This is a genomic window from Yersinia sp. 2545 StPb PI (assembly GCF_052217125.1).
Taxonomy (GTDB): Bacteria; Pseudomonadota; Gammaproteobacteria; order Enterobacterales; family Enterobacteriaceae; genus Yersinia; species Yersinia enterocolitica_E.
On the sequence record NZ_JAZGPY010000001.1, the window covers coordinates 822895 to 847249 of the forward strand.

A 24355-nucleotide genomic window follows, 5' to 3' on the forward strand; every position below is an offset into this window, starting at 1 on the left:
AATTTTATTAGAGCTGACAGTTATTCTTGCGGAAGTCTCTATCACTCGAGCAGTGCCGCAACTTCTGGCGGGATCTGTTGCGGATTAACAATTTTGATCTGTTTGTGCCGCCCCTGTTCACCTTTTTCGATAACTACCTGGCTTTTCGCTACCCGAAATTGTTTAGCGATAAACTTGATCAAGTGGGTATTAGCTTGGCCATCTACCGGTGGGGCGGTAATGGCGATTTTCAGTTCATCGCCATGTAAACCGACTATCTGATCACGGCTGGCTTTGGGCTGAATATATAGCCTCAGAACCAGCCCGTCCAGCAAGGGTGTTACTGCACTCACAGCATAACCCAAAGCTCGCCTAACATATCCATACCTAAGAAGTTGATCAGATACAGGATAAGAATAACGATCATCGCCGAAAAATCGATACCGCCCATGGCAGGCAAGATGCGGCGAATCGGAGCCATTAAAGGCTCAGTCAACTGATACAGCAGATAGTCCATCGGACTACGGCCTTGGCTTACCCAACTCATCAATGCACGGATAATCATTACCCAGAAAATCAGGTAACCGGCAGCTTTAAACAGTGCAATAACACCAAACAGCAGATTATAAGGGTTGAGTGAGATAGCACCGCTACCAATCAGCAGCAACAGTGGGAACTTAATGGTCATCAGCAGGTATGCCAGCAGCAGTGATGCGCTGTCGATTGGCCCCATGGAAGGAATGATCCGACGCAATGGACCAATAATCGGCTGGGTAATTTTCACCACAAATTGTGAGAATGGGTTGTAGAAATCGCTGTGAACCCACTGCATCCAGATACGCAACAGCAGTACCATCACATACAGGTCAATGACCGTTTTGGCCAAAAAAGTCAGCGTTAGCATGAGTTGCTTTAGTCCTTATCCTTAATATTGGATATACACAAATAGAGAATCTATCAGCGTACTTTATAAGCCCCTATCTTAACGAGAAAGCAATAAGGGTAGTGTCGGATTTTGTAAATTTTGTCGTAGTTAGAACAGCTTTTCCATTTCTTTCGCCCGTTTGATAGCGGCTTGCATGGCGCTGGCAACAGTTTCTGGTAAATGCTGCTCGTTAAATACCCTAATTGCCTCGGCCGTCGTCCCTCCTTTCGAGGTCACCTGTTCACGTAGTGTCGAAAGTGGCAATTGCGGGTTAGCTTCCACGAGTGCAGTCGCTCCAGAGGCGGCTTGTTGCACCAGTAGGCGTGCGGTTTCACTATCAAAACCTAACCGTTCGGCTTCCTGTTGCATTGCTTCCATAAACAGGAAGAAATAGGCCGGTGCACTGCCTGCTGCGGCAATAACGTTGTTGATGCCGTTTTCATCATTCACCCAACAGACTTTTCCTACCGAGCTCATCAGCGAGGCGGTAAAGTTACGATCGTCCTGTGAAACCTGCTCTGGTGCATATAGGCCGCTCATCCCTTTACCCACCAGAGATGGGGTATTAGGCATAATACGCACCAAATTGAGTTTATTCCCCAATAGCGCATAGAAACGTGCAACCTGAACACCTGCAGCAATGGAAAGCACTAGTTTGCCGGTGAAATCGACATTATCTCGCAATGCCTGACATACATCGGCCATTAATTGAGGTTTAACCGCTAAGACGATCACCCCAGCCTTTTGTGCTTGAGTGTTATTATCATCACTACTGATGACACCAAATTCAGCGGCCAGAGCATCACGATTTTTAGCTGAAGGTGCGCAAACGCTGATCATTTTAGCGGGATAACCACCGGCAACCAACCCTGCAATAATTGCGCGAGCCATATTGCCAGCGCCAATGAATGTTATGTTGCGATGTTGCATCAATTTCTCCTATGCCCTTGGTACTTAAAGCCGCAGCCCGAAGGTGTTAATTAACATTAGCGGCTCTGACGCTACTGACTTTGGGGGTTAAGCGCGGGTACCAAAAATGGCGGTACCAATACGCACTAATGTACTTCCGGCACTAATAGCGGCTGCCATATCATCTGTCATGCCCATAGAAAGCGTATCCATCTGAGGGTAGCTGGCTTTTAAAGTCAAGAAAGCCTGATGCATTTGCTCAAATACCGCCAGTTGTCGCGGGTAATCGCTTTCCGGTGCCGGAATAGCCATCAATCCGCGTAAATTCAGGTTAGGCAGCTCACTAATACTGGCTGCTAATGCGGGTAGCTCTGTTAAGGCAATCCCGGATTTACTTTGCTCATCACTGATATTGACCTGAATCAGTACGTTCAGTGCGGGCATTGCTGCTGGGCGCTGAGTGCTTAGGCGCTGCGCTATCTTCAGCCGATCAACGGTATGACACCAGGCAAAATTTTCTGCCACTAACCGGCTTTTATTGGATTGCAGCGGGCCAATAAAGTGCCATTCAAGATCGGCGCTATTGGCAAAGTAGTGGATTTTATCTACCCCTTCCTGCACATAGTTTTCGCCAAAAGCATATTGCCCTGCCACGATGGCCTCTTCGATAGCGCTCACAGGTTTGGTTTTACTAACTGCAAGCAATGTCACTTCTTCTGGAGAGCGTGCGCAATTGTGTGCAACTGTTGCGATCCGCGCTCTGACATCCTGTAGATTCTGCTCAATTGTGCTCATATGGACCCAGGAGTTTGATATGGATTTCACCAGTCTGGATGATAAAAACACAGACCAGGATAACCCTGTATTTAGCGATGGCACAGCTAAATGCATTGACTTAGAAAGCCCCGAACATACCGATGATGGCTTTGATGAACAGGACTTCGCGAATAAGGTGGCGGCTAGTGTAAATCATAACGCATCGGATCTGCACCTTTGTACCGGTTATCACCCGGTATTACGTATTGATGGCGTACTGAAAACCTTCACTCACTGGCCACGGGTGAGTGTCAACTGGCTCAATAAGCTCAGTCGGCACTTATTAAGCGAGGCGCAGTATCGCCGATTGCGGGAAATGGGGCAGGTGGATTGTGCTTATACGACAATTAGTGGACAACGGCTACGGGCTAATATTTTTCAGCAACAGCAGGGGCAATCGGTAGCTTTTCGTATTATCTCTGCGGCATGCCCATCACTGGAAGAGTTGGATGTCCCACCGATTATTCACCAACTCGTTGAGCAAGATAATGGGTTGATTCTGGTTACTGGTGCGACAGGCAGTGGTAAGTCCACGACATTAAGCGCGATGATCAGTGCCATCAATCAGCATCAGGCTCGTCATATCATTACGCTTGAAGATCCGATTGAGTTTGTTCATAGCAGTCTTTCATGTTTGATCCAGCAACGGGAGCTGGGGAGCCATACCCAATCTTTTAGTCATGCCTTAACTGGAGCATTGCGTCAGGATCCCGATATCATTTTGTTGGGTGAGTTACGTGATCTGGATACGATTCGTTTAGCTCTGACTGCCGCTGAAACGGGGCATTTGGTGCTGGCTACGCTACATACTCGTACAGCAACACAGGCAATTGATCGGCTGGTAGATGTTTTCCCTGCGGCAGAGAAAGCCACTATTCAGGCACAATTGGCAGCGAGCTTACGTGCGGTTATCGCACAAAAGTTATGTAATAAAACAGCCGGTGGGCGCATTGCCGTTTTTGAAATTCTGATACAAACCACTGCCGTCAGCCATTTGATTCGTGAAGGTAAATCCTATCAGCTCCCGAATGTGATACAAGCTGGCGCGCAATGGGGGATGCAAACCTTTGAGCAAGGGATGGTGCGGCGGGAGAGGCAGGGGATATTGGCAGAGAATAATGTTAGCCAATTAACATAGCGCCGCTAACCAACAGTAAGTGATTCGGGTGAATGAGAGCCGCTAACACTGCCACGGCTCCAAGTAAGAAGGGTAATTATGCTGACGGGATCTGCTGAGTAATACAGTGAATATTCCCCCCACCGAGCAGGATCTCTCGGGCGGGAACACCGGTAATCACAAAGTCTGGGAACATCTGCTGCAACAGATCTTGCGCCACGCCATCGGTACGGTAATCTAACAACGGGTAAATGATTTGTTGGTTACTGATCAAAAAGTTGACGTAAGAGCCAGCCAGTCGTTCACCAGCGGTACGGGGAACCGCATCGCTGGATAGCACATCGAAAGTCTCTTCTTCGGTGTTATACAGTGGGCCGGGAGCCGGTAGTTTCCAGATTTTTAGCTTGCGGCCTTTGGCATCAACCGCATTGGATAACACATCAAAAGCAGCAACTGATCGTGCGTACTGTGGATCTTGTTGATCGTCGGTCCAATGTAGGGCAACTTCACCCGGGCGAACAAAACAGCACATATTGTCGATATGACCATCAGTTTCATCGTTATAGACGCCATCTTGCAACCAGATGAAGTGTGTAACACCCAGGTATTCACGCAATAACTGTTCAATCTGCGCTTGATTCAGATGCGGATTGCGGTTTGGATTCAGCAAACATTCAGCGGTGGTTAGCAAAGTGCCTTCACCATCGGTATGAATCGAACCACCTTCTAATACCAGTGGGGCGCTGTAATAGGCGTTATGCAGGAAGTCACTCACTTGAACGGCAACTTTCTCATCTTGTTGCCAGTTGGCATACAGGCCACCGTTAAGGCCGCCCCATGCGTTGAACTGCCAATCCACAGCGCGGCGTTCACCGCTACCGTTAATCACCATCGTCGGGCCGGTGTCACGCATCCAGGCATCATCACTGGCCATTTCGACCAATGTTACGTTAGCAGGCAGGGTTGCTTTAGCCTGAGCCATAAATTCAGCTGGCACGCCCATAAATACGGGGGTTGTACCGCTGATGGCCTCAGCAACTTTGGCAAACGTCTGCTGAGCGGGAGCCCCCTTGCCACGCCAGTTATCTTGACGGTATGGCCACAGCATCCAGACCGCATCCTGCTTTGCCCACTCGGCAGGCATAAAGAAGCCATCCTGCTGTGGTGTGCCGGGTAGGGCTTGTGAAGCTGAAGCTTGTAAAATCGCATCTTGTGCAGACATAAATTATCTCCGGGTCTTGCCGTCAGAAGTGGCTAAAGCTTGATACATTTCTGGGCGGCGATCGCGGAACAAGCCCCATGAAGCGCGCTGGGCAGCGATTTCTTGTAAATCAAATTCATGTACCAAAACAGCCTCATCCGTTTTGTTGGCCTGAGCCAGCAGAGCGCCAGTCTGGTCAGCAATGAACGAAGATCCGTAGAAGGTCATTTCCAGGCCCGCTATAAATTTACTTTTCTCGGTACCGATACGGTTAGATGCAATTACGGGCACCAGGTTTGCAGCGGCGTGGCCCTGCTGTACGCGGGTCCAGTGTGGTTGGCTATCGATTTCAGGATAGGCAGGTTCAGAACCAATCGCGGTCGGGTAGAAGATGATTTCCGCACCAAGCAGTGCCAGGCTACGGGCCGTTTCCGGGAACCACTGATCCCAACAGATGCCAACGCCTACTTTGGCATAACGAGTTTGCCAGACTTTAAAACCGGTATCGCCCGGAATAAAGAATTGTTTTTCCTGATAAGCCGGGCCGTTAGGAATATGGGTCTTACGGTATACATCTAACACCGAGCCATCAGCATCAATCATAACCAGCGAGTTATAATAAGCATTGTTGGCTTTCTCAAAGAAGCTCAGCGGTAACACTACTTCCAGCTCGGCTGCCAACTTGGCGAAGTGCTTAATTAACGGGCTACTATCCAGCTCTTGGGCCAGTGCATAGTGTTCCGGGCTTTGATCAATACAGAAATAAGGTGCGGCAAACAGCTCCTGAATCAGGATGATCTGTGCACCTTTGGCATGCGCTTGACGTACCAGTTTCTCGGCATTTTCAATGTTCTTAGGTAGGTCCCAAGAGCAAGCCATTTGGGTCGCAGCAACAGTCACTTTTGTCATGAGAAAACCTCAATAAATGTAAAAAACACCCGCATGGGGTGTGCAATATTTGAGCCGCTGATTGGCATAGGTTCAGTATACAATCCTGTGGGTACAGGTGTCACGATATGCGGGGGATTGCCAAACCAGACGGTGGAAACATAATCTGGGTAACCGTATCTGAAGCTGAATAAAAACCTATTCAGCCAGCCTGTTCATCAAACCAACTTTCCAGAATAATGACCGCAGATGCAGCATCGACACTGCCTTTATCCAAAGCACGGTAGCCGCCACTGTCAAATAAGTTGGCGCGGGCTTCTACGGTGCTGAGGCGTTCATCCTGTAAGGCTATTTGTACACCAAAGCGGCCATGTAAGCGGTTGGCAAACCTGCGCGCGCGGGTAGTTAGGGGTTGCTCGGTGCCATCCATATTCAGCGGCAGTCCGACAACGACTAAATCAGGTTGCCACTCTTTCAGCAGTTTTTCGACTTTCTGCCAGTCTGGCGTGCCATCCTGCGCTTTAAATGACGTTAGTGCGCGGGCAGTGCCGGTCACTTCTTGGCCAATAGCTACGCCGATACTTTTAGTCCCAAAATCAAAGGCAACAATCGTGCGATTAGCCATTAGGCGTGTCCTGCTTGCGGAGCAATATTAAAGATATTGATACCCAACTTGTTGGCCGCAGCTTGCCAACGTTCTGCAATTGGCGTGTGGAACAGAATGTTGGTATCAGCCTCAATCGTCAACCAGGTGTTATCCAGCAATTCCTGCTCTAGTTGCCCCTTTTGCCAGCCTGCATAACCCAATGCCACCAGTAGATTTTTAGGTTGTTCTGGCGTCCCTAGGGTCTCCAATACATCTTTGGAGGTGGTTATCATCGTATCGGCTGAGATAGGAATACTGGAGCCGAATCCCTCCCGTGGTGAATGCAGGATAAACCCCCGATCCTCTGCCAGTGGCCCACCGGTTAATACCGGTTTATCCAGACGTATCGCCGGGTCTCGCGGTGAAGGGCTGATTTTCAGTTTTTCCAGCACAGTTTCTACCGTGAACTGTTCCATAGGTTTGTTTATCACTAAGCCCATTGCGCCCTCTTGGCTATGCTCGCAGATGTAAATAACCGAGCGCATAAATAGGGGGTCCTGGAGTGAAGGCATAGCGATAAGAAAATGATGCTGTAAATTCATTATGTTATATAGGGGATTCGCTGAGTTAAGGGGTGAACTTTTGTCAGTATGCGGATAAATGCCAATAAAGTCACGGATCCCCTTCGTCCTTGAAGCCGCAGGGGTGTTGGCTGCGTTCACGCACCCGAATCACTTGACTGCGTAAGCTCATCGGGATTAATGAGCCTCATCCTTGAGGCTCACCCTGCGGGCTAGCATAAATGCTGTTCAAATCGGTTCCTGACCGATTTGTTACTCTCTTGCCGCCTACCTGCAACTCCAATGACTTTGGGGGGATCCTTCGTCCTTGAAGCCGCAGGGGTGTTGGCTGCGTTCACGCACCCGAATCACTTAACTGCGTAAGCTCATCGGGATTAATGAGCCTCATCCTTGAGGCTCACCCTGCGGGCTAGCATAAATGCTGTTCAAATCGGTTCCTGACCGATTTGTTACTCTCTTACCGCCTGCCTGCAACACCCATGACTTTGGGGAGGGTATCTGGTTTATTTATTAGCTAACCGCGCTTCGATTGCATCCATCAGCATTTTGGTAATGGACACATCCGGGAAGGCAGCTTCAATTTCACGGATGCAGGTCGGACTGGTGACGTTAATTTCAGTCAGACGATCGCCGATAATATCTAACCCGACGAAAATTAAGCCTTTCTGCTTCAGTACCGGTGCGACAGCGCGGGCAATCGCCCAGTCGCTCTCACTAAGTGGACGAGCTTCGCCTCGGCCGCCGGCCGCCAGATTACCACGGGTTTCACCTTGCGCCGGGATACGTGCCAGGCAGTAAGGCACCGGCTCGCCGTCAACCACCAAGACCCGTTTATCGCCTTCTTTAATGGCGGGCAGGAAGTTCTGCGCCATGCAGAATCGGCTGCCCAATTCGGTCAGCGTTTCAATAATCACCGACAGGTTAGGATCATCTTGTTTCACACGGAAGATTGAGGTCCCTCCCATCCCATCCAGCGGTTTCAGAATGATATCACCGTGTTTTTGATGGAATTTACGAATGCGGTCTTTATTGCGGCTGACCAGAGTATCCGGCGTTAATTCAGGGAACCAGGCGGTAAACAGCTTCTCATTACAGTCACGCAGGCTCTGCGGCTTGTTCACTACCAGTGTGCCCTTATCTTCTGCGCGCTCCAGAATATAGGTGGCGTAGATGAATTCAGTATCAAACGGCGGATCTTTGCGCATCAGGATGACATCAAGGTCGTGCAGGGGAATATCCTGTTCAGCGTCGAAACTGAACCAACTCTCTTTATCCTGTTTTACGCTGAGTAGACGGGTACTGGCTCGGCCTTCACCACCCTGTAAGTACAGGTCGCCCATCTCCATGTAATGCAGTTCCCAACCGCGGCGCTGTGCTTCCAACAGCATGGCGAAGCTGGAGTCTTTCTTGATATTAATGGACGAGATTGGGTCCATTACGATGCCGAGCTTGATCATTCTTCTCTCCTAATGGGAACGAATTTTATCCCAGATCACCAAACCGCACCTGTAAAGCAGTGATTGCGGTAAGAGCTGTAGTTTCGGTACGTAGAACTCGTGGACCTAGCAGGATATCAGTAAATCCAAGGCGCGAGGTCATGGCAATTTCATCGGCAGAGAGGCCGCCCTCCGGGCCAATCAACAAACGCACGTTGTTGAGTGTAGGGGGAAGGGTATTGATGCTGTTGCTGGCGCGCGGATGCAGATTCAGTTTCAGGCTATCATCCTGCTCAGCACACCAGTCTGATAGTTGCATGGCGTTGCGGATTTCCGGGATCCTATTGCGGCCACACTGCTCGCAGGCAGCGATAGCAATTTTCTGCCACTGCTGGAGTTTCTTCACTAAACGCTCGCCATCGAGCTTAACCCCACAACGTTCAGAAAACAGCGGAGTAATCACATTGACACCCAGCTCAATCGATTTCTGCACGGTAAATTCCATTTTCTCGCCCCGGGAGATCACCTGACCCAAATGTAAGCTCAGTGGTGATTCACGGTCTTCCAATTGCCCTTCACCAAGCCGAACCCGCAGATTTTTTTTATCTGAGCGGACAATTTCGGCAGCGAAGACCTGATTGCTACCATCAAATAGTTGCAGGCTTTGCCCCTCAACCATACGGAGCACGCGGCCTACATGATTGGCTGCCTCATCGCTCAACGCCAGTTCGGTATTCGCCTGCAAAGGCTGTGGATGATAAATGCGGGGTATGCGCATGGGTTGCTCTAAGTCCTGAAACGAAAACATACCGCGCAGCGAGTGGTGCCACGCGAAATAAATAAGTGCCTAAGGAGACCAGAGGCAGGGAAGTATCAACCCATATACTAGATTAGCCTTTTTGCTGCTGGCAAGCCCGTTGTACATAAGGGTTATGATTACCCTGAGCTTTCGCTATCCGCTCATCACGTTGGCATTCCCAGTTGGTGACAGGGTACTGGCGGTTCCAGACCTCAAACAGCTTGCTTTGTTGGCTGGAAAGTCGCAGTTGATATTGATCGCGCATATAAAAATAGGTGCGGGCAATTGCTCCGCGAGCACGCGCTGGCGGCTCTGCCAGTTTATTTTTAAAATCAATTTTCATATCACATTGACCGTATTGGCCCTGGCCGCCATTCCATTGGGAATACATGAAGTTATTGCGGTCACCATTCACTTCGCCAATAGCCGGTTGCAGATTATGCAGATCAGTTTCTATTTGACGATAGATGGGATCTTTAGTGCAGTTTTTGCGGCCACCTTGTTGCCAGCATTGGCGCTGGTGGCCAAATTGCCAAGCCGGAACCACATGCTCCCACTCGATCCTTGCTGCTCGCTGGGCGTTTTTTCTTGGTTGATAGCCACAACTTTTCAGGTCAGGAATACCTTTCTTACCTTGCCAATCAATTTTGCATCCGCAGTAAAAACTGCTGGGGGCATCCTGATTAATTTTTACAGCGACCGCTTTGGCCTGAGAAAAGTTATTAATGCTTTGACTGTGACTGACCAGAGGAAGCAACGAGGAGGATAAAACCAGCAAGAATAGAATATTGCGTAACATATCTCAAAACAGCCCGATGATGAAAAGCAGGCAGGTTATAGATAATACTGATGGATAGCAAATTAACATGCTGTTTTATAACAAGTAACACCAATTCCTAACAGCTTTTTAGCGCGTTAAATTGCAGCTTTTCACCACAGTGGCGGCAGCGATATTCGCTCTCGCCGCGCTGTACTTTATTGTGGCGACGAATGGTTAATGCATGTTGCTGGCATTTGCACTGATAATTGAAGGTCTTACTGCGCACCGAGGCGACTTCAAACTGGTGGGTGCGGCTGGCGGGGACTTGCAATACCTGCTCCATCATCCAGCGCCACTCTTTACCATGGGGAGCAACTCGGCCAAATTGGCGATAAACCAGCAAGTGAGCCAGTTCGTGCGGCACCACTTCCTCGATAAAGTCCTGCTGATTTTCCAGTAACAATACAGGGTTAAGACGAATCTCGAAGGATTGCAGATAGGCACTACCCGCGCTAGTGCCGCGTTGATGATAATTGATTTTCGGCTCCGAGTAGGCGGTGCCAAGATGTTGATTCGCTAACTGCAATTTGTGGCGCAGGCAGCGCATAACGGCTTGCTGTAACGCGATTGGGATTCGTTGTGTACTCATATCGCCGAAGAATAAAACGGTCGATAAGCAGATGCAAGCCAGTAGGCAGGACTATTTTGAGTAGATTATTATATAAAAACATATAATATAAAAATATATAATGAAATCTAGTTATCCGAAGGGCTTATGAATAACCATCAAATGATCAGCATGGATCTTATGAGGCAAGCGGCAGCAGCGGCTGGTGATGTATTACGGGTGCTGTCAAATGAGGATCGTTTGCTCTTACTGTGCCAATTGAGCCAGGGAGAAAAAGCAGTAGGTGAATTAGAAACCGCATTGGGGATTCATCAACCAACGTTATCACAACAGCTTGGTGTGCTGCGTAGTGATGGGCTAGTGAACACTCGCCGCGACGGTAAGCGGATATTTTACTCAATCGCCGATAGTAAAGTTTTGGCACTGTTGGAGCTGCTCTATCAGCTTTATTGCCCACAAGAGAAGGAGGCAATATGACTATCGATTGGATTAACTTTACCCCTTACAGTGCACTGGCCGGAGGGGCAGTATTGGGCGTTGCAGTAACGTTTCTATTGTTAGCCACTGGCCGGATTGCTGGTATTAGTGGCATTTTGGGGGGCTTACTTTCGCCAAAAGCAGGGGATCGCGGCTGGCGTATGGCATTCATCATTGGTTTGGTTATTTCACCTTTGGTTTATTCGCTGTTTACCGCGTTACCGGTTATCCAAATTGATGCAGCTTTGCCCACTCTGATTTTAGCCGGATTGCTGGTAGGAATTGGGACGCGCTATGGTGCCGGATGTACCAGTGGGCATGGCGTCTGTGGGCTAGCTCGTTTCTCGCCACGTTCACTGGTGGCGACATTGAGCTTTATGTTTACCGGCTTTATCACTGTGGGGCTGGTTCGCCATCTATTTGCTTAGGAACAGAATATGAATCTATTTTTCTCGCTGTTGGCCGGGCTGATATTTGGTTTGGGCCTGATAGTTGCAGGTATGGCCAACCCTGCCAAGGTCTTAGGTTTTCTCGACATTAGAGGTTTATGGGACCCGTCATTGGCATTGGTGATGGCAGCCGCAGTGGCTATCGCGCTACTCGGTTTTACCTGGGCCAAAAAACGTAAAGTCAGTTTGCTGGGGCAACCCTTGCAATTGCCAACCTCTAATCGTATTGATCGGCGGTTAATTGGCGGTAGCCTGTTGTTTGGCGTCGGTTGGGGATTGGCGGGGATATGCCCTGGGCCGGCACTGGTATTGCTGGGCGCAGGGATGTTCAAAGGGGTTATCTTTGTCGCCGCGATGGTGGCGGGAATGGCAATATTTAGCCTACTAGAGCGTGCTCGTTAAATATAAAAAACCCCGCCAGGCGGGGTTTTTGCTGTTCAGCGCTTAACGGTTGAAACTTATTTCAAGCCAGCAGCCTCACGCAGCAAGGCGGCTTTGTCGGTTTTTTCCCAAGGGAATTCTTCACGACCAAAGTGACCATAAGCTGCGGTTGCTTGATAGATCGGATGCAACAGATCCAGCATCTGAATCAAGCCATAAGGGCGCAGTTCGAAGAATTCACGTACCAAGGTAATCAATTGATCCTCAGAGACCTTACCCGTGCCGAATGTTTCCACCATGATGGAGGTAGGTTCTGCCACACCAATGGCGTATGAAACCTGAATCTCGCAACGGTCAGCCAGGCCAGCCGCAACAATATTTTTCGCTACATAACGGGCAGCATATGCTGCTGAGCGGTCAACTTTGGATGGATCTTTACCGGAGAATGCACCGCCCCCATGACGAGCCATGCCGCCGTAGGTATCAACAATGATTTTACGCCCAGTCAGACCACAGTCGCCCATTGGGCCACCGATAACGAAACGGCCTGTCGGGTTGATATGATATTTGGTAGCTGCGGTGAGCCACTCAACAGGTAGAACCGGCTTGATAATCTCTTCCATCACCGCTTCTTGTAAATCTTTCAGACTGATATCTTCTGAATGCTGCGTCGACAGAACAACCGCATCAATACCGACAATCTTGCCGTTATCATACTGGAAGGTAATCTGGCTTTTTGCATCCGGGCGCAGCCATGGCAAGGTGCCATTTTTACGCACTTCAGCCTGACGCTTTACCAAACGGTGTGCATAGGTAATAGGTGCAGGCATTAAAACGTCGGTTTCGTTAGTGGCATAGCCGAACATCAGGCCCTGATCACCCGCGCCTTGTTCTAAGGGGTCTGAACGGTCAACACCCTGATTAATATCAGGTGACTGCTTCCCAATCGCACTTAAAACGGCGCAAGAGTTAGCATCAAAACCCATCTCAGAATTAACATAACCGATTTCGCGCACGGTTTTACGGGTGATCTCTTCGATATCTACCCATGCGTTAGTGGTAACTTCACCGCCAACTAATACCATACCCGTTTTGACATAGGTCTCGCAGGCAACACGCGCTTTTGGGTCTTGCTCAAGAATTGCGTCCAGTACCGCATCTGAAATCTGATCAGCAATTTTGTCTGGATGTCCTTCAGAAACAGATTCCGACGTAAATAAGTGTTTAGCCATTATTTTCTTTACCTTGAATACAAGTGAAAAGTCACTGCATAGCGTTGGGTGCCAGGCAACAGAAGCCTACGTTTGGTTAAGTCTTCTGATACGTTGACGTTTTACAACGCCTCTTTAGGCAAAGCCTTTAGCAGTCGATCCCATTCGTACTTGAAGCTGCCTGGTTGTTAGCTGCACGCAGTCCTCCGAACCACTCATTTGAGTAAGCTCATCGGGCTGGTTCGTCTGCTGCCCACCCGCAACGCCAAGTTTTTTGGGCGTATAAATTTAGAAGCCTTGCATGATTTGTCGCACACGTAGCATTCTAGCAATTAAAATGTTTGGATGTATTAACATCTGGACGTCTATTTTAGGTCAGCTTTTACTCTTAATGCCAGCCCTTTTTGCATCAAGATATTTCTTGCTTTGGTTGTCATGGTGTTTATTTACCGCTTGATACAGTTATACCCGTCATACTTCAAGCTGCATGTGCGTTGGCTACACTCAATAACCCGAATCACTTGCGACAGTAAGTTCATCGGGATTATCTCGCTTGCCGCCTTCCTGCAACTCGAATTATTTAGGGTATACACGCTATTTTCATTTTGCATTTTGCTCGCGTTATAGGTATAAACTGCGCGCGCAGCTTATTTGATATGCAATGATGAAGATGGCAGAGGATGACATTAGCTCATTGTTACATTTGCAGAGTTTTGCACTCAGGTGTTTAACCGTGAATGGGCATGAAAATAGCGGCGTCATCAAACTGTTACTTAATCTGTCTATACCCAATAGATTTCAATATGCAGCTATTTCCCCTGTAACTTGAAAGATGACGGGTTTATTTAAAGTCTTGTCCGTTCAATCTGAGCGGCATGCGTGGAGGTGGTTGGATTAATGATCCGTTGTCAACTGGTTGCTGCACATCAACAGCTACGTCGTTCTGACGTTCAATCCCCCTTTGCAACCTTCCTTTCTTGTACTCCATCAAGGCGATGTTACACCCACATGGGTGCGTCTCAGGATTCGCGGGCAGGTTAACAGCCGCCTGAAGCACTGAATTCGGCTAGCCTGACCACTTTGCGGCTAATCCGATTCACAAAATCTCAATACGTATTTACAGTCGGACGTATTTTCCATTTAAACGTGTTTTACCCTTTTGGGTAATGAATAGCTGAGTGATAAACCACTTGTGGATAGCGCTTTGCAGCGTAATATTCTGCCGATTCGGCGTCCACGTGGGTTGTCCTTGCTGGTTGTAGCTGCGATAGTGGCTGACTTTATCGTCAGTATCGCAATAGAGGCGAATTATGTCTGATGATAACTTGATTGGCCGTCCGTCAGCAGCGGGCGCACATGTTTCTTTACGCTCTATGCAGGAGGTTGCCATGAATGACCGTAATGCCAGCAAGATGCTGAGCACGTATAACGTCGCCTATTGGGGTGGCAACTATTATGACGTCAACGAGTTGGGTCATATCAGCGTTTGCCCTGATCCAGATGTTCGTGAGGCGCGTGTCGATCTGGCGCAACTGGTCAAAGGAATGCAGCTCGAGCAGGGGCAACGTCTGCCTGCATTATTCTGTTTCCCACAAATTTTACAACATCGCCTACGCTCAATTAACGGTGCATTTAAACGTGCGCGTGAGTCATTTGGCTATGAAGGCGACTACTTCCTGGTTTACCCGATTAAAGTAAACCAGCATCGCCGGGTTATTGAGTCTTTAGTCAATTCTGGTGAGCCGTTGGGGCTGGAAGCTGGCTCTAAAGCTGAAATGATGGCGGTTTTGGCCCATGCAGGTATGACCCGTTCGGTTATCGTTTGTAACGGCTATAAAGATCGTGAATATATTCGTCTGGCATTAATCGGCGAAAAACTGGGCCATAAGGTTTATCTGGTCATCGAAAAGATGTCAGAAATCAAAATGGTATTGGAAGAAGCCGAACGCTTGAATGTGGTTCCGCGCCTGGGTGTTCGTGCGCGCCTGGCATCACAAGGTTCCGGTAAATGGCAGGCTAGCGGTGGTGAGAAATCTAAATTTGGTTTGTCTGCCACCCAAGTGCTGCAATTGGTTGATATGCTGCGTGACGCCAATAGTCTCGAAAGCCTGCAATTACTGCATTTCCATTTGGGATCTCAGCTATCTAACATCCGTGATATCTCCACCGGGGTTCGTGAGTCCGCACGTTTCTATGTGGAATTACACAAGCTGGGTGTCAATATCCAGTGCTTCGATGTGGGTGGTGGTTTGGGGGTGGATTACGAAGGGACGCGTTCTCAGTCCGATTGCTCAGTAAACTATGGCCTGAATGAATATGCCAACAACGTTATCTGGGGTATTGGTGATGCTTGTAATGAACATGGCCTGCCGCATCCTACCGTGATTACGGAATCGGGCCGCGCAGTCACCGCGCACCATACCGTGCTGGTTTCCAATGTGATCGGCGTAGAACGCAATGAATTTAATGAGCCACAGCCACCGGAAGAAGATGCACCTCGTGCGCTGATAAGCCTGTGGGATACCTGGCTGGAAATGCAAGAGCCGGAAAACCGCCGCTCTCTGCGCGAATGGCTGCACGACAGTCAAATGGATTTACATGATGTGCATAGTCAATATGCCCATGGGATACTGGACCTGACACAACGTGCCTGGGCGGAACAGATGTACCTGAGTATCTGCAATGATATCCAGAAGCAACTGGACCCAAGCAACCGTGCACACCGGCCAATCATTGATGAGCTGCAAGAGCGTATGGCCGACAAGCTGTACGTGAATTTCTCGCTGTTCCAATCTATGCCGGATGCCTGGGGTATCGATCAGTTATTCCCAGTGTTGCCACTGGAAGGGTTAGATAAGCCACCAGAACGCCGCGCGGTATTGCTGGATATTACTTGTGACTCAGACGGTACTATCGACCATTATATTGACGGCGATGGGGTAGCAACCACCATGCCGATGCCGCCATATGATGCTGAAAACCCGCCATTGTTGGGCTTCTTTATGGTTGGTGCCTATCAAGAGATTCTGGGCAATATGCATAACTTGTTTGGTGATACTGCCGCGGTTGATGTGTATGTATTCCCAGACGGCACGGTTGAAGTTGAGCAGACTGACGAAGGTGATACCGTCGCAGATATGCTGGAATATGTTCAGTTGAACCCTGAGAAATTGTTGAACCAATTCCGTGATCAGGTGAAAGAAACTGATCTAGATACCGAGTTGCAGGCGCAGTTTATGGAAGAGTTCGAAGCAGGTCTGTACGGTTATACTTATCTCGAAGATGAATAACGGCTAACGGCTGCTTTTTCAACGCAAGAAGTCTCTCTATATTAAGGGCAAACTCAGGTTTGCCCTTTTTGTTTGCCCCTGTCACTGGTGATTGTCCAAATATCAACCACACTAATATTGGTCATTTATGATGCTTATCTGAGAGGTGCTTGAATGGGATGGGTCAGTGTTTGTAAGGTAAATTACGTCAAGCCCGATTTTCCTTTCTCAGCGCAGATTGATGATAAAAGGATTGGCGTCTATGTCATTGATGGTGAGTATTTTGCGATGGAAGACATTTGCCCTCATGCCAATGCATTGTTAAGTCAGGGCTTTATGGATGGAGAAACCGTTGAATGCCCATTACACGGTGCATTGTTTGATGTGCGGACCGGCCAGTGCTTGCGTGAGCCAGGCGATAGGGATTTAGCAACCTATCCAGTGCGCATTAAAGGTGATCAGATTGAGGTAAATCTGGACGTAGATAGTGGCGGGTAATATTTAGTAATAAGAGAGTAACGCCCGCAAAAATCACGGGCGTTATACAGTGATAATTGACGGGGTTTACTTCTCAGCAGCAATACGTTGGCGAATATGATCAGCCCGCGCTTGTGATGACGGATGATCGTCAAACATGCTGCTGGTACGGCCTGCTTCCATGGTTGCCAATTTTTCAAAGCTAGTGACTAAACCATTTGGATCGATACCGCGTTTTTTCAACAAATCGAATGAGTAATCATCCGCTTCGCTTTCTTGTTTCTGTGAAAATTGAGCGTTAACTAATTTCTCGCCAATATCTGCTAACTGAGACTGAGATAACTGCCCGGCAATCCCGCCCGCGGAACTGGCTGCGGTACGCAGGGCTGTCGTGCCATAGGCCACTTGCATCGCTTTACGGGTATGCCCCAATGCCACATGGCCCATCTCATGACCGAGTACACCTTCCACTTCATTGTCGGTCATCATGTCCATCAGGCCGCTATAGACACGAATACAACCATTTGCCATGGCCCAGGCATTCACATCCTTTGTGACATACACCTTATAGTTAGCTGGCGTACCATTAATGTTATCGCCTAATGCGGCTGAAATTTTCACCAACCGTTTGGCATAGGTACTGTCTGTTGGCGCTATCTGCGCTTTCTGATCCATTTCAGCGCAAGATTTTTCGCTGAGCATTTTTACATCAGCATCATTCAAGGTTGCCGCTTGAAATGCCTGTGCGCCTGACTGCATTAAGCCATCAGTATTCATATTCTGGCAGCCGCTAAGCAGCGCTGTAAGGCTCAGTGCAATCATTGAGGTACGAATTTTCATAACACTTTCTTCCTGTGGTTATGCCATTTTATTATTGGAGAGGACCGTTCTCTTCGTGATGATAACGTATCAGTTGCGTTATCTATCCATCATTATTCGCCAACAGTCACTGTTACATTCTTATTAACTATTGCATTAATCGCTGTTGAATCGACGACGGTTGTTCTACTCTGTCGGCAATAGGTCTTGCCCGAAATATTCGTTGCAACGTATGGTTTATATCGGTTTGTTTGCAAAAACGAACACTGCCAGCCGACAGAGTGGTTAATACACTCATTGTGTGGCTAAAAACGCAGCGAGGGTAACGCGACTCAATCGTTACAGCTATAGCTTTATTCTGAAAATATGGAAGTTTTAGCTCATTTAGTTTTAGTGATTGCCGTTTCAATGCTGAGTCTGAGAAAATGGTAAACTTGAACGCTTTTTTTTAATCCGACCTGGAGTAAAACATGTCCTCTCGTAAAGAGCTTGCCAACGCGATCCGCGCACTAAGCATGGACGCAGTGCAGAAAGCGAATTCCGGCCACCCCGGCGCCCCTATGGGTATGGCAGATATCGCCGAAGTTTTGTGGCGTGACTATTTGAACCATAACCCAACCAACCCACACTGGGCTGATCGCGACCGTTTCGTGTTATCGAATGGTCACGGCTCCATGTTGATCTATAGCTTGCTGCATCTCACTGGCTATGATTTGCCGATGGAAGAGCTGAAAAACTTCCGTCAGTTACACTCTAAAACGCCTGGTCACCCTGAATATGGCTATACCGCTGGCGTAGAAACTACCACCGGCCCGCTGGGTCAGGGCATTGCGAATGCTGTTGGTTTCGCCATTGCAGAACGCACGCTGGCCGCACAGTTTAACCGCCCAAGCCATGACGTTGTTGATCATCACACCTACGCATTTATGGGTGATGGCTGCATGATGGAAGGTATCTCCCACGAGGTGTGCTCTCTGGCTGGCACCATGAAGCTGGGCAAACTGACCGCTTTCTATGACGACAACGGTATCTCTATCGATGGTCACGTTGAAGGCTGGTTCACTGACGACACGGCGGCTCGTTTCGAAGCTTACGGTTGGCATGTGGTTCGTGGTGTTGATGGCCATAATGCTGATTCAATCAAAGCGGCTATCGAAGAAGCTCACAAAGTTAGCGACAAACCTTCACTGCTGATGTGCAAAACCATTATCGGTTTTGGCTCACCGAAGAAAGCCGGTACGCATGACTCACACGGTGCACCATTAGGTGCTGATGAAGTTGCTGCTACCCGTGAAGCATTGGGGTGGAAATACCCTGCATTTGAAATCCCACAAAATATCTATGCTGCGTGGGATGCTAAAGAAGCCGGTCAGGCAAAAGAAGCTGCCTGGAACGAGAAGTTCGCAGCTTATGCCAAAGCTTATCCAGAACTGGCTGCTGAATTCAAACGTCGTGTCAGCGGTGAATTGCCTGCTAACTGGGCGACTGAATCCAAGAATTTCATCGAACAATTGCAAGCTAATCCTGCCAAGATTGCCAGCCGCAAAGCATCACAAAATGCGCTGGAAGCCTTCGGTAAAGTATTACCTGAATTCTTGGGCGGCTCTGCTGACCTGGCACCGAGTAACCTGACTATCTGGTCTGGTTCTAAATCACTGAGCGATGATCTGGCGGGTAACTACATTCACTACGGCGTCCGTGAATTTGGTATGTCTGCCATCATGAACGGTATTGCTCTGCACGGTGGTTTCATTCCTTACGGCGCAACCTTCCTGATGTTTGTGGAATATGCCCGTAACGCGGTGCGTATGGCTGCTCTGATGAAAATCCGCAGCATATTCGTTTACACCCATGACTCTATTGGTCTGGGCGAAGATGGCCCAACCCATCAGCCGGTTGAGCAGATGGCCAGCCTGCGTGTAACACCAAACATGAGCACCTGGCGTCCTTGTGACCAGGTTGAGTCTGCGGTGGCATGGCAGTATGCGCTGGAACGCAAAGATGGCCCGAGTGCACTGATCTTCTCCCGTCAGAATCTGGCACAACAGCCACGTACTGCTGAGCAGTTAGCCAATATCGCTAAAGGCGCATATGTACTGAAAGATTGTGCAGGCCAGCCTGAACTGATCTTCATTGCTACCGGTTCTGAAGTTGAACTGGCAGTGGCAGCAGCAGATCAACTGACCGGCGCAGGCCACAAAGTGCGTGTTGTTTCTATGCCATCAACTGATGCATTCGACAAACAAGACGCCGCTTACCGTGAATCTGTATTGCCAGCAGCGGTTAGCGCGCGCGTTGCCGTTGAAGCCGGTATTGCCGATTACTGGTACAAATACGTTGGCCTGAATGGCGCGGTGGTTGGTATGACCACCTTCGGTGAATCTGCACCAGCAGAATTGCTGTTTAAAGAATTTGGTTTCACTGTTGAAAACGTGGTAGCGAAAGCTCAGGCGCTATTGAAATAAGAGACTGGGTTACTATGAAATATGCCCAAAAAACTTGGTGGTGCCGCTAGCATTCCAGCAGTTCCAAGCCAAAGGGTATACCGGGTGTAAACGGTGATGACAATCCCGGTAATACACCTGTTAAAAGACCGCTTCTGCGGTCTTTTTTTTCGCCAATTGATGGATGTATTGTGCCCTTTATCAGGCAGATATTCCTTTTATGATTAGTTTGGTTTATTCTGGCTGAAGCGTTTCAGTCATGATTGATTTTCAGTTTCAGTAAAATTAGCTGAGGAAAACGCCGGAAGTATTCTGGCTGAATTGTGATAAGACGATTAACATCTTAGAGTACGGTGCAGTACGCTATGGGGTTGCATGATAATAACCAGAAACAGGGAGTAACATGACAATCCGCATAGCGATAAATGGCTTTGGCCGTATTGGCCGTAGCGTTTTACGCGCATTGTATGAATCGGGTCGCCGGGCAGAAATTTCAGTAGTTGCTATTAATGAGTTGGCTAATGCACAAGGGATGGCCCATTTACTGAAGTATGACTCCAGCCATGGCCGGTTTGCCTGGGATGTTCGTCAGGAATGTGACAATTTGTACGTCGGTGACGATATCATCCGGCTGATACATCAGCCAGAAATAGAGCAGTTACCTTGGGGTGAGTTAGGAATTGATGTTGTTCTAGATTGTAGCGGCGTGTATGGCAGCCGTGCCGATGGCGAGGCTCATATTGCCTCCGGTGCCAAAAAGGTACTGTTTGCCCATCCTGGCGGCAATGATTTAGACGCAACAGTAGTCTATGGTGTAAACCATCAAGATTTACTGGCGGAGCACCGGATTGTTTCCAACGCTTCCTGTACCACGAACTGCATTATTCCTATTATTCAGTTGTTGGATATCGCTTATGGTATCGAGTCTGGCACTGTGACCACCATTCATTCATCAATGAATGATCAACCCGTTATCGATGCTTATCATCAGGATTTACGCCGTACCCGGGCAGCAAGTCAGTCAATTATCCCGGTTGATACTAAACTGGCGGCAGGGATTACCCGTATTTTTCCGAAGTTTTGTGACAGGTTTGAAGCTATCTCGGTACGGGTGCCAACCATCAACGTAACCGCTATCGATTTAAGCGTTAGCGTGACAAACCCGGTTGGTGTCGCTGAGGTTAACCAGCTTTTTCAAAAGGCAGCAAGAGGTTCATTTCGTGGTATAGTTGACTATACGGAATTACCCTTGGTGTCGACCGATTTTAACCATGATCCGCACAGTGCAATTGTCGATTGCACGCAGACTCGGGTCAGTGGGCAGCACCTGATTAAGACCTTGGTATGGTGCGATAACGAATGGGGTTTCGCCAATAGAATGTTGGATACGACATTGGCGATGGCCCGAAGTGGTTTCTAGTATGGCATGCTAACGTCTTGTTTTTCCGCAGTTTTACTGCGGTTATATCAGCGTTGATGTGCAGCTTATGCAACTTTAAAGAGAATCAACAAGAGGATTCACCATGTCTGTAATTAAGATGACCGATCTGGATCTGGCTGGCAAACGCGTGCTGATCCGTGCGGACCTCAATGTTCCGATAAAAGATGGCAAAGTGACTTCTGATGCGCGTATCCGTGCATCTCTGCCGACGATTGAAGCGGCACTGAAGCAAGGCGCTAAAGTAATGGTTACCTCTCACTTGGGTCGCCCGACCGAAGGCGAGTACAACGAAGAGTTCTCCTTGCTGCCAGTAGTTAACTACCTGAAAGACAAACTGTCTTCTCCGGTACGTCTGGCGAAAGACTATCTGGACGGCGTTGAAATTGCAGCAGGCGAGTTGGTTGTGCTGGAAAACGTTCGCTTTAACAAAGGCGAGAAGAAAGACGACGAAACGCTGTCTAAGAAATATGCGGCACTGTGTGACGTCTATGTGATGGATGCGTTTGGTACTGCTCACCGTGCACAAGCTTCTACTCACGGTGTGGGTAAATTTGCCCCTATCGCCTGTGCCGGCCCGCTGTTGTCAGCAGAACTGGAAGCACTGGGTAAAGCGCTGGGTAACCCAGCACGCCCAATGGTTGCCATTGTGGGTGGTTCTAAAGTATCAACCAAACTGACCGTGCTTGGCGCACTGTCTAAAATCGCCGATCAACTGATTGTTGGTGGTGGTATCGCCAATACCTTCGTTGCAGCTCAAGGCAACAATGTCGGTAAATCTCTGTACGAAGCAGACCTGATTCCAGAAGCCAAGCGCCTGCTGGAAACTTGTGATATCCCGGTTCCTACCGATGTGCGTGTTGCAACCGAATTCTCTGAAACTGCTGTTGCGACACTGAAACCAGCTAACCAAATCAAAGATGACGAACAAATTCTTGATCTGGGCGACGAGTCTGCACAACGTCTGGCTGAGATCCTGAAAAATGCCAAAACCATTCTGTGGAATGGCCCGGTTGGTGTATTCGAGTTCCCTAATTTCCGTAAAGGGACCGAGATAGTCGCTCGTGCCATCGCAGAGAGTGACGCATTCTCTATCGCGGGCGGTGGTGACACTCTGGCAGCAATCGATCTGTTCGGTATTGCTGACCAAATCTCTTACATTTCTACCGGCGGTGGTGCATTCCTTGAGTTCGTAGAAGGGAAAAAACTGCCAGCGGTGGTGATGCTGGAAGAGCGCGCTAAGCAGTAATTTAGATAACGGGGGGCGAAAGCCGCCCGTTTCGCTTTTAGCTAATGAAGCTCGCGGGCTTTATACCCTAAATAATTCGAGTTGCAGGAAGGCGGCAACGAAATGAACTCAAGGAGTTGAGATAACTCAATGACTTGAGTGAATGATGGCAGCCAACGCACATGCAGTTTGAAGTATGACGGGTATAGGCGATTTACATTTAGGGCCTATCCTCACCGGATAGCTGCTATCTTCAGTCGACGAAACAGGACAACGTACATGTCTAAAATTTTTGATTTCGTAAAACCAGGTGTCATCACAGGTGATGACGTTCAGAAAGTGTTCGCAGTAGCCAAAGAGAACAACTTTGCTCTGCCAGCAGTTAACTGTGTCGGCACCGACTCTATTAACGCAGTGCTGGAAACAGCAGCCAAAGTGCGTGCGCCAGTTATCGTTCAGTTCTCTAACGGTGGTGCAGCATTTATCGCAGGTAAAGGCGTTAAAGCAGAAGGTCAGGGTGCTGCAATCCTGGGCGCTATCTCTGGTGCACATCATGTCCATCAGATGGCTGAACACTATGGTGTTCCTGTTATTCTGCACACCGACCATTGCGCCAAGAAATTGCTGCCATGGTTAGACGGCTTGTTGGACGCAGGTGAGAAACACTTTGCGGCTACCGGCAAACCACTGTTCTCTTCTCACATGATCGACCTGTCTGAAGAGTCCCTGGAAGAAAATATCGAAATTTGTAGCAAATACCTGACTCGCATGGCGAAACTGGGTATGACGCTGGAAATCGAACTGGGTTGCACCGGTGGTGAAGAAGATGGCGTGGACAACAGCCATATGGACGCATCTTCTCTGTATACTCAGCCACAAGATGTTGATTACGCTTACGAAAAACTGAACGCTATCAGCCCACGTTTCACCATCGCTGCCTCTTTCGGTAACGTACACGGTGTTTACAAGCCAGGTAACGTGAAACTGACCCCAACTATTCTGCGTGATTCTCAGGATTATGTTTCCAAGAAACACAATCTGCCGCACAACAGCTTGAACTTCGTATTCCACGGTGGTTCAGGTTCTACTGCTGCTGAAATCAAAGAAGCGGTTAGCTATGGCGTAGTTAAAATGAATATCGACACCGATACCCAATGGGCAACGTGGGAAGGTATTCTGGGCTACTACAAAAAGAACGAAGCTTATCTGCAAGGCCAACTGGGTAACCCAGAAGGTGCTGACAAGCCGAACAAGAAATTCTACGACCCACGTGCGTGGCTGCGTGCTGCACAGGTGACTATGGTTGCTCGTCTGGAAAAAGCTTTTGAAGAACTGAACGCCAAAGACGTTCTGTAATTCGATACTGCTTTGACCGACTTAAAAGGCCCCTTGGGGCCTTTTTTCTTTGCAAAAAACGAATCTAACCTCATTTCCGCCGCCTTGATTGACTGAGTAGTCTGATATTTCAGCGTAAATTTCTCTGCCAAAATTGGCAACAGGCTCATTGTTAGTTACCCTAAACAGGCTGTCAGTTGTA

25 protein-coding genes are annotated in these 24355 nt (G+C 48.6%); 11 read left to right on the plus strand and 14 right to left on the minus strand.

All coding sequences use genetic code 11. From position 1 onward, the window contains the following. Window positions 1–41: 41 nt before the first annotated feature. The 4 genes from yggU to V1955_RS03530 all read right to left on the minus strand — a co-directional run bounded on the left by yggU (window position 42) and on the right by V1955_RS03530 (window position 2608). The gene (yggU, locus tag V1955_RS03515; protein ID WP_083164094.1) at window positions 42–332 is read right to left on the minus strand and encodes a DUF167 family protein YggU; all 291 of its coding nucleotides are present in this window, start codon (window positions 330–332) and stop codon (window positions 42–44) included. Continuing rightward, window positions 329–883, minus strand: a complete 555-nt coding sequence (locus V1955_RS03520; protein WP_083162683.1) for a YggT family protein — start codon at window positions 881–883, stop codon at window positions 329–331. Before V1955_RS03520 ends, yggU begins: the two co-directional genes overlap by 4 nt. Before the next feature lie 129 nt (window positions 884–1012). After that, window positions 1013–1834: a pyrroline-5-carboxylate reductase gene (proC, locus tag V1955_RS03525; RefSeq protein ID WP_442820531.1), complete on the minus strand. Its 822-nt coding sequence runs from the start codon at window positions 1832–1834 to the stop codon at window positions 1013–1015. Window positions 1835–1921: 87 nt separating this feature from the next. Next, window positions 1922–2608 carry a YggS family pyridoxal phosphate-dependent enzyme gene (locus tag V1955_RS03530; protein ID WP_372560628.1) on the minus strand — a complete coding sequence of 229 codons (687 nt, stop codon included), beginning with the start codon at window positions 2606–2608 and terminating at the stop codon, window positions 1922–1924. A gap of 19 nt (window positions 2609–2627) precedes the next feature. On the opposite strand from V1955_RS03530, the gene V1955_RS03535 reads away from it, so the two are divergent. Then, entirely contained in the window at window positions 2628–3767 is a 1140-nt protein-coding gene (locus V1955_RS03535) for a type IV pilus twitching motility protein PilT (protein ID WP_193784783.1), read from the plus strand. 76 nt (window positions 3768–3843) lie between these two features. On the opposite strand, the gene aguA is transcribed toward V1955_RS03535, so the two are convergent. From aguA to V1955_RS03575, 8 genes are all read right to left on the minus strand, one after another. Next, window positions 3844–4968: an agmatine deiminase gene (gene aguA / locus V1955_RS03540; RefSeq protein ID WP_083162689.1), complete on the minus strand. Its 1125-nt coding sequence runs from the start codon at window positions 4966–4968 to the stop codon at window positions 3844–3846. A 3-nt stretch (window positions 4969–4971) separates the two neighbouring features. Then, window positions 4972–5856 (minus strand): N-carbamoylputrescine amidase, encoded by an 885-nt coding sequence (aguB, locus tag V1955_RS03545; protein ID WP_083162691.1) that lies wholly within the window; start codon window positions 5854–5856, stop codon window positions 4972–4974. Between the two features lie 181 nt (window positions 5857–6037). Continuing rightward, complete coding sequence (ruvX, locus tag V1955_RS03550; protein WP_083162693.1) at window positions 6038–6460, minus strand: Holliday junction resolvase RuvX; 423 nt, start codon at window positions 6458–6460, stop codon at window positions 6038–6040. After that, entirely contained in the window at window positions 6460–7023 is a 564-nt protein-coding gene (locus V1955_RS03555; protein ID WP_420073521.1) for a YqgE/AlgH family protein, read from the minus strand. The genes ruvX and V1955_RS03555 overlap by 1 nt, the downstream gene beginning before the upstream one ends. A 482-nt stretch (window positions 7024–7505) precedes the next feature. Next, complete coding sequence (gene gshB / locus V1955_RS03560) at window positions 7506–8459, minus strand: glutathione synthase (RefSeq protein ID WP_442820532.1); 954 nt, start codon at window positions 8457–8459, stop codon at window positions 7506–7508. Window positions 8460–8484: 25 nt separating this feature from the next. After that, window positions 8485–9216 (minus strand): 16S rRNA (uracil(1498)-N(3))-methyltransferase, encoded by a 732-nt coding sequence (gene rsmE, locus V1955_RS03565; protein WP_083162699.1) that lies wholly within the window; start codon window positions 9214–9216, stop codon window positions 8485–8487. Between the two features lie 112 nt (window positions 9217–9328). After that, the gene (gene endA, locus V1955_RS03570) at window positions 9329–10036 is read right to left on the minus strand and encodes a deoxyribonuclease I (protein ID WP_372569596.1); all 708 of its coding nucleotides are present in this window, start codon (window positions 10034–10036) and stop codon (window positions 9329–9331) included. A gap of 97 nt (window positions 10037–10133) precedes the next feature. Then, window positions 10134–10646: a SprT family zinc-dependent metalloprotease gene (locus V1955_RS03575; RefSeq protein WP_083162707.1), complete on the minus strand. Its 513-nt coding sequence runs from the start codon at window positions 10644–10646 to the stop codon at window positions 10134–10136. A 126-nt stretch (window positions 10647–10772) separates the two neighbouring features. Here V1955_RS03575 and V1955_RS03580 point away from each other — a divergent pair, with 126 nt between their 5' ends. From V1955_RS03580 to V1955_RS03590, 3 genes are read left to right on the plus strand one after another with little or no spacing between them, the layout of a single operon-like run. Beyond that, a complete protein-coding gene (locus V1955_RS03580) occupies window positions 10773–11102 on the plus strand; it encodes a metalloregulator ArsR/SmtB family transcription factor (RefSeq protein ID WP_442820533.1) in 330 nt (109 codons plus the stop codon). After that, window positions 11099–11530, plus strand: coding sequence for a YeeE/YedE family protein (locus tag V1955_RS03585; protein WP_372569595.1), 432 nt, complete (start codon window positions 11099–11101; stop codon window positions 11528–11530). The genes V1955_RS03580 and V1955_RS03585 overlap by 4 nt, the downstream gene beginning before the upstream one ends. A gap of 9 nt (window positions 11531–11539) precedes the next feature. Further along, window positions 11540–11953 (plus strand): DUF6691 family protein, encoded by a 414-nt coding sequence (locus tag V1955_RS03590; protein ID WP_083162711.1) that lies wholly within the window; start codon window positions 11540–11542, stop codon window positions 11951–11953. Between the two features lie 56 nt (window positions 11954–12009). Here the strand turns inward: V1955_RS03590 and metK are convergent, their stop codons facing one another. Beyond that, a complete protein-coding gene (gene metK / locus V1955_RS03595) occupies window positions 12010–13164 on the minus strand; it encodes a methionine adenosyltransferase (RefSeq protein WP_083162713.1) in 1155 nt (384 codons plus the stop codon). 876 nt (window positions 13165–14040) lie between these two features. Between metK and V1955_RS03600 the strand changes: the two genes are divergently transcribed. From V1955_RS03600 to V1955_RS03610, 3 genes are all read left to right on the plus strand, one after another. Then, window positions 14041–14184, plus strand: a complete 144-nt coding sequence (locus V1955_RS03600) for a hypothetical protein (RefSeq protein ID WP_420070940.1) — start codon at window positions 14041–14043, stop codon at window positions 14182–14184. Window positions 14185–14453: 269 nt separating this feature from the next. Next, window positions 14454–16433 (plus strand): biosynthetic arginine decarboxylase, encoded by a 1980-nt coding sequence (gene speA, locus V1955_RS03605; RefSeq protein WP_083162717.1) that lies wholly within the window; start codon window positions 14454–14456, stop codon window positions 16431–16433. A 153-nt stretch (window positions 16434–16586) separates the two neighbouring features. Continuing rightward, the gene (locus V1955_RS03610) at window positions 16587–16910 is read left to right on the plus strand and encodes a non-heme iron oxygenase ferredoxin subunit (RefSeq protein WP_083162719.1); all 324 of its coding nucleotides are present in this window, start codon (window positions 16587–16589) and stop codon (window positions 16908–16910) included. 66 nt (window positions 16911–16976) lie between these two features. On the opposite strand, the gene V1955_RS03615 is transcribed toward V1955_RS03610, so the two are convergent. Beyond that, complete coding sequence (locus V1955_RS03615) at window positions 16977–17729, minus strand: M48 family metallopeptidase (RefSeq protein WP_083162721.1); 753 nt, start codon at window positions 17727–17729, stop codon at window positions 16977–16979. A 449-nt stretch (window positions 17730–18178) separates the two neighbouring features. Between V1955_RS03615 and tkt the strand changes: the two genes are divergently transcribed. The 4 genes from tkt (at window position 18179) to fbaA (ending at window position 24174) form a co-directional block, all read left to right on the plus strand. Next, window positions 18179–20173, plus strand: coding sequence for a transketolase (gene tkt / locus V1955_RS03620; protein WP_083162723.1), 1995 nt, complete (start codon window positions 18179–18181; stop codon window positions 20171–20173). Between the two features lie 382 nt (window positions 20174–20555). Continuing rightward, window positions 20556–21572, plus strand: coding sequence for an erythrose-4-phosphate dehydrogenase (gene epd, locus V1955_RS03625; protein WP_083162725.1), 1017 nt, complete (start codon window positions 20556–20558; stop codon window positions 21570–21572). Between the two features lie 103 nt (window positions 21573–21675). Next, window positions 21676–22839: a phosphoglycerate kinase gene (gene pgk / locus V1955_RS03630; RefSeq protein WP_050086390.1), complete on the plus strand. Its 1164-nt coding sequence runs from the start codon at window positions 21676–21678 to the stop codon at window positions 22837–22839. Window positions 22840–23097: 258 nt separating this feature from the next. After that, window positions 23098–24174, plus strand: coding sequence for a class II fructose-bisphosphate aldolase (fbaA, locus tag V1955_RS03635; RefSeq protein WP_005192802.1), 1077 nt, complete (start codon window positions 23098–23100; stop codon window positions 24172–24174). Window positions 24175–24355 lie beyond the last annotated feature (181 nt).

Bases quoted from the DNA above. Each gene is read 5' to 3' on its own strand.
- V1955_RS03520 (WP_083162683.1), bottom strand. From the start codon at position 883: ATGCTAACGCTGACTTTTTTGGCCAAAACGGTCATTGACCTGTATGTG.
- proC (WP_442820531.1), bottom strand. From the start codon at position 1,834: ATGCAACATCGCAACATAACATTCATTGGCGCTGGCAATATGGCTCGC.
- V1955_RS03530 (WP_372560628.1), bottom strand. From the start codon at position 2,608: ATGAGCACAATTGAGCAGAATCTACAGGATGTCAGAGCGCGGATCGCA.
- V1955_RS03535 (WP_193784783.1), top strand. From the start codon at position 2,628: ATGGATTTCACCAGTCTGGATGATAAAAACACAGACCAGGATAACCCT.
- aguA (WP_083162689.1), bottom strand. From the start codon at position 4,968: ATGTCTGCACAAGATGCGATTTTACAAGCTTCAGCTTCACAAGCCCTA.
- aguB (WP_083162691.1), bottom strand. From the start codon at position 5,856: ATGACAAAAGTGACTGTTGCTGCGACCCAAATGGCTTGCTCTTGGGAC.
- ruvX (WP_083162693.1), bottom strand. From the start codon at position 6,460: ATGGCTAATCGCACGATTGTTGCCTTTGATTTTGGGACTAAAAGTATC.
- V1955_RS03555 (WP_420073521.1), bottom strand. From the start codon at position 7,023: ATGAATTTACAGCATCATTTTCTTATCGCTATGCCTTCACTCCAGGAC.
- gshB (WP_442820532.1), bottom strand. From the start codon at position 8,459: ATGATCAAGCTCGGCATCGTAATGGACCCAATCTCGTCCATTAATATC.
- rsmE (WP_083162699.1), bottom strand. From the start codon at position 9,216: ATGCGCATACCCCGCATTTATCATCCACAGCCTTTGCAGGCGAATACC.
- endA (WP_372569596.1), bottom strand. From the start codon at position 10,036: ATGTTACGCAATATTCTATTCTTGCTGGTTTTATCCTCCTCGTTGCTT.
- V1955_RS03575 (WP_083162707.1), bottom strand. From the start codon at position 10,646: ATGAGTACACAACGAATCCCAATCGCGTTACAGCAAGCCGTTATGCGC.
- V1955_RS03580 (WP_442820533.1), top strand. From the start codon at position 10,773: ATGAATAACCATCAAATGATCAGCATGGATCTTATGAGGCAAGCGGCA.
- V1955_RS03585 (WP_372569595.1), top strand. From the start codon at position 11,099: ATGACTATCGATTGGATTAACTTTACCCCTTACAGTGCACTGGCCGGA.
- V1955_RS03590 (WP_083162711.1), top strand. From the start codon at position 11,540: ATGAATCTATTTTTCTCGCTGTTGGCCGGGCTGATATTTGGTTTGGGC.
- metK (WP_083162713.1), bottom strand. From the start codon at position 13,164: ATGGCTAAACACTTATTTACGTCGGAATCTGTTTCTGAAGGACATCCA.
- V1955_RS03600 (WP_420070940.1), top strand. From the start codon at position 14,041: ATGATCCGTTGTCAACTGGTTGCTGCACATCAACAGCTACGTCGTTCT.
- speA (WP_083162717.1), top strand. From the start codon at position 14,454: ATGTCTGATGATAACTTGATTGGCCGTCCGTCAGCAGCGGGCGCACAT.
- V1955_RS03610 (WP_083162719.1), top strand. From the start codon at position 16,587: ATGGGATGGGTCAGTGTTTGTAAGGTAAATTACGTCAAGCCCGATTTT.
- V1955_RS03615 (WP_083162721.1), bottom strand. From the start codon at position 17,729: ATGAAAATTCGTACCTCAATGATTGCACTGAGCCTTACAGCGCTGCTT.
- tkt (WP_083162723.1), top strand. From the start codon at position 18,179: ATGTCCTCTCGTAAAGAGCTTGCCAACGCGATCCGCGCACTAAGCATG.
- epd (WP_083162725.1), top strand. From the start codon at position 20,556: ATGACAATCCGCATAGCGATAAATGGCTTTGGCCGTATTGGCCGTAGC.
- pgk (WP_050086390.1), top strand. From the start codon at position 21,676: ATGTCTGTAATTAAGATGACCGATCTGGATCTGGCTGGCAAACGCGTG.
- fbaA (WP_005192802.1), top strand. From the start codon at position 23,098: ATGTCTAAAATTTTTGATTTCGTAAAACCAGGTGTCATCACAGGTGAT.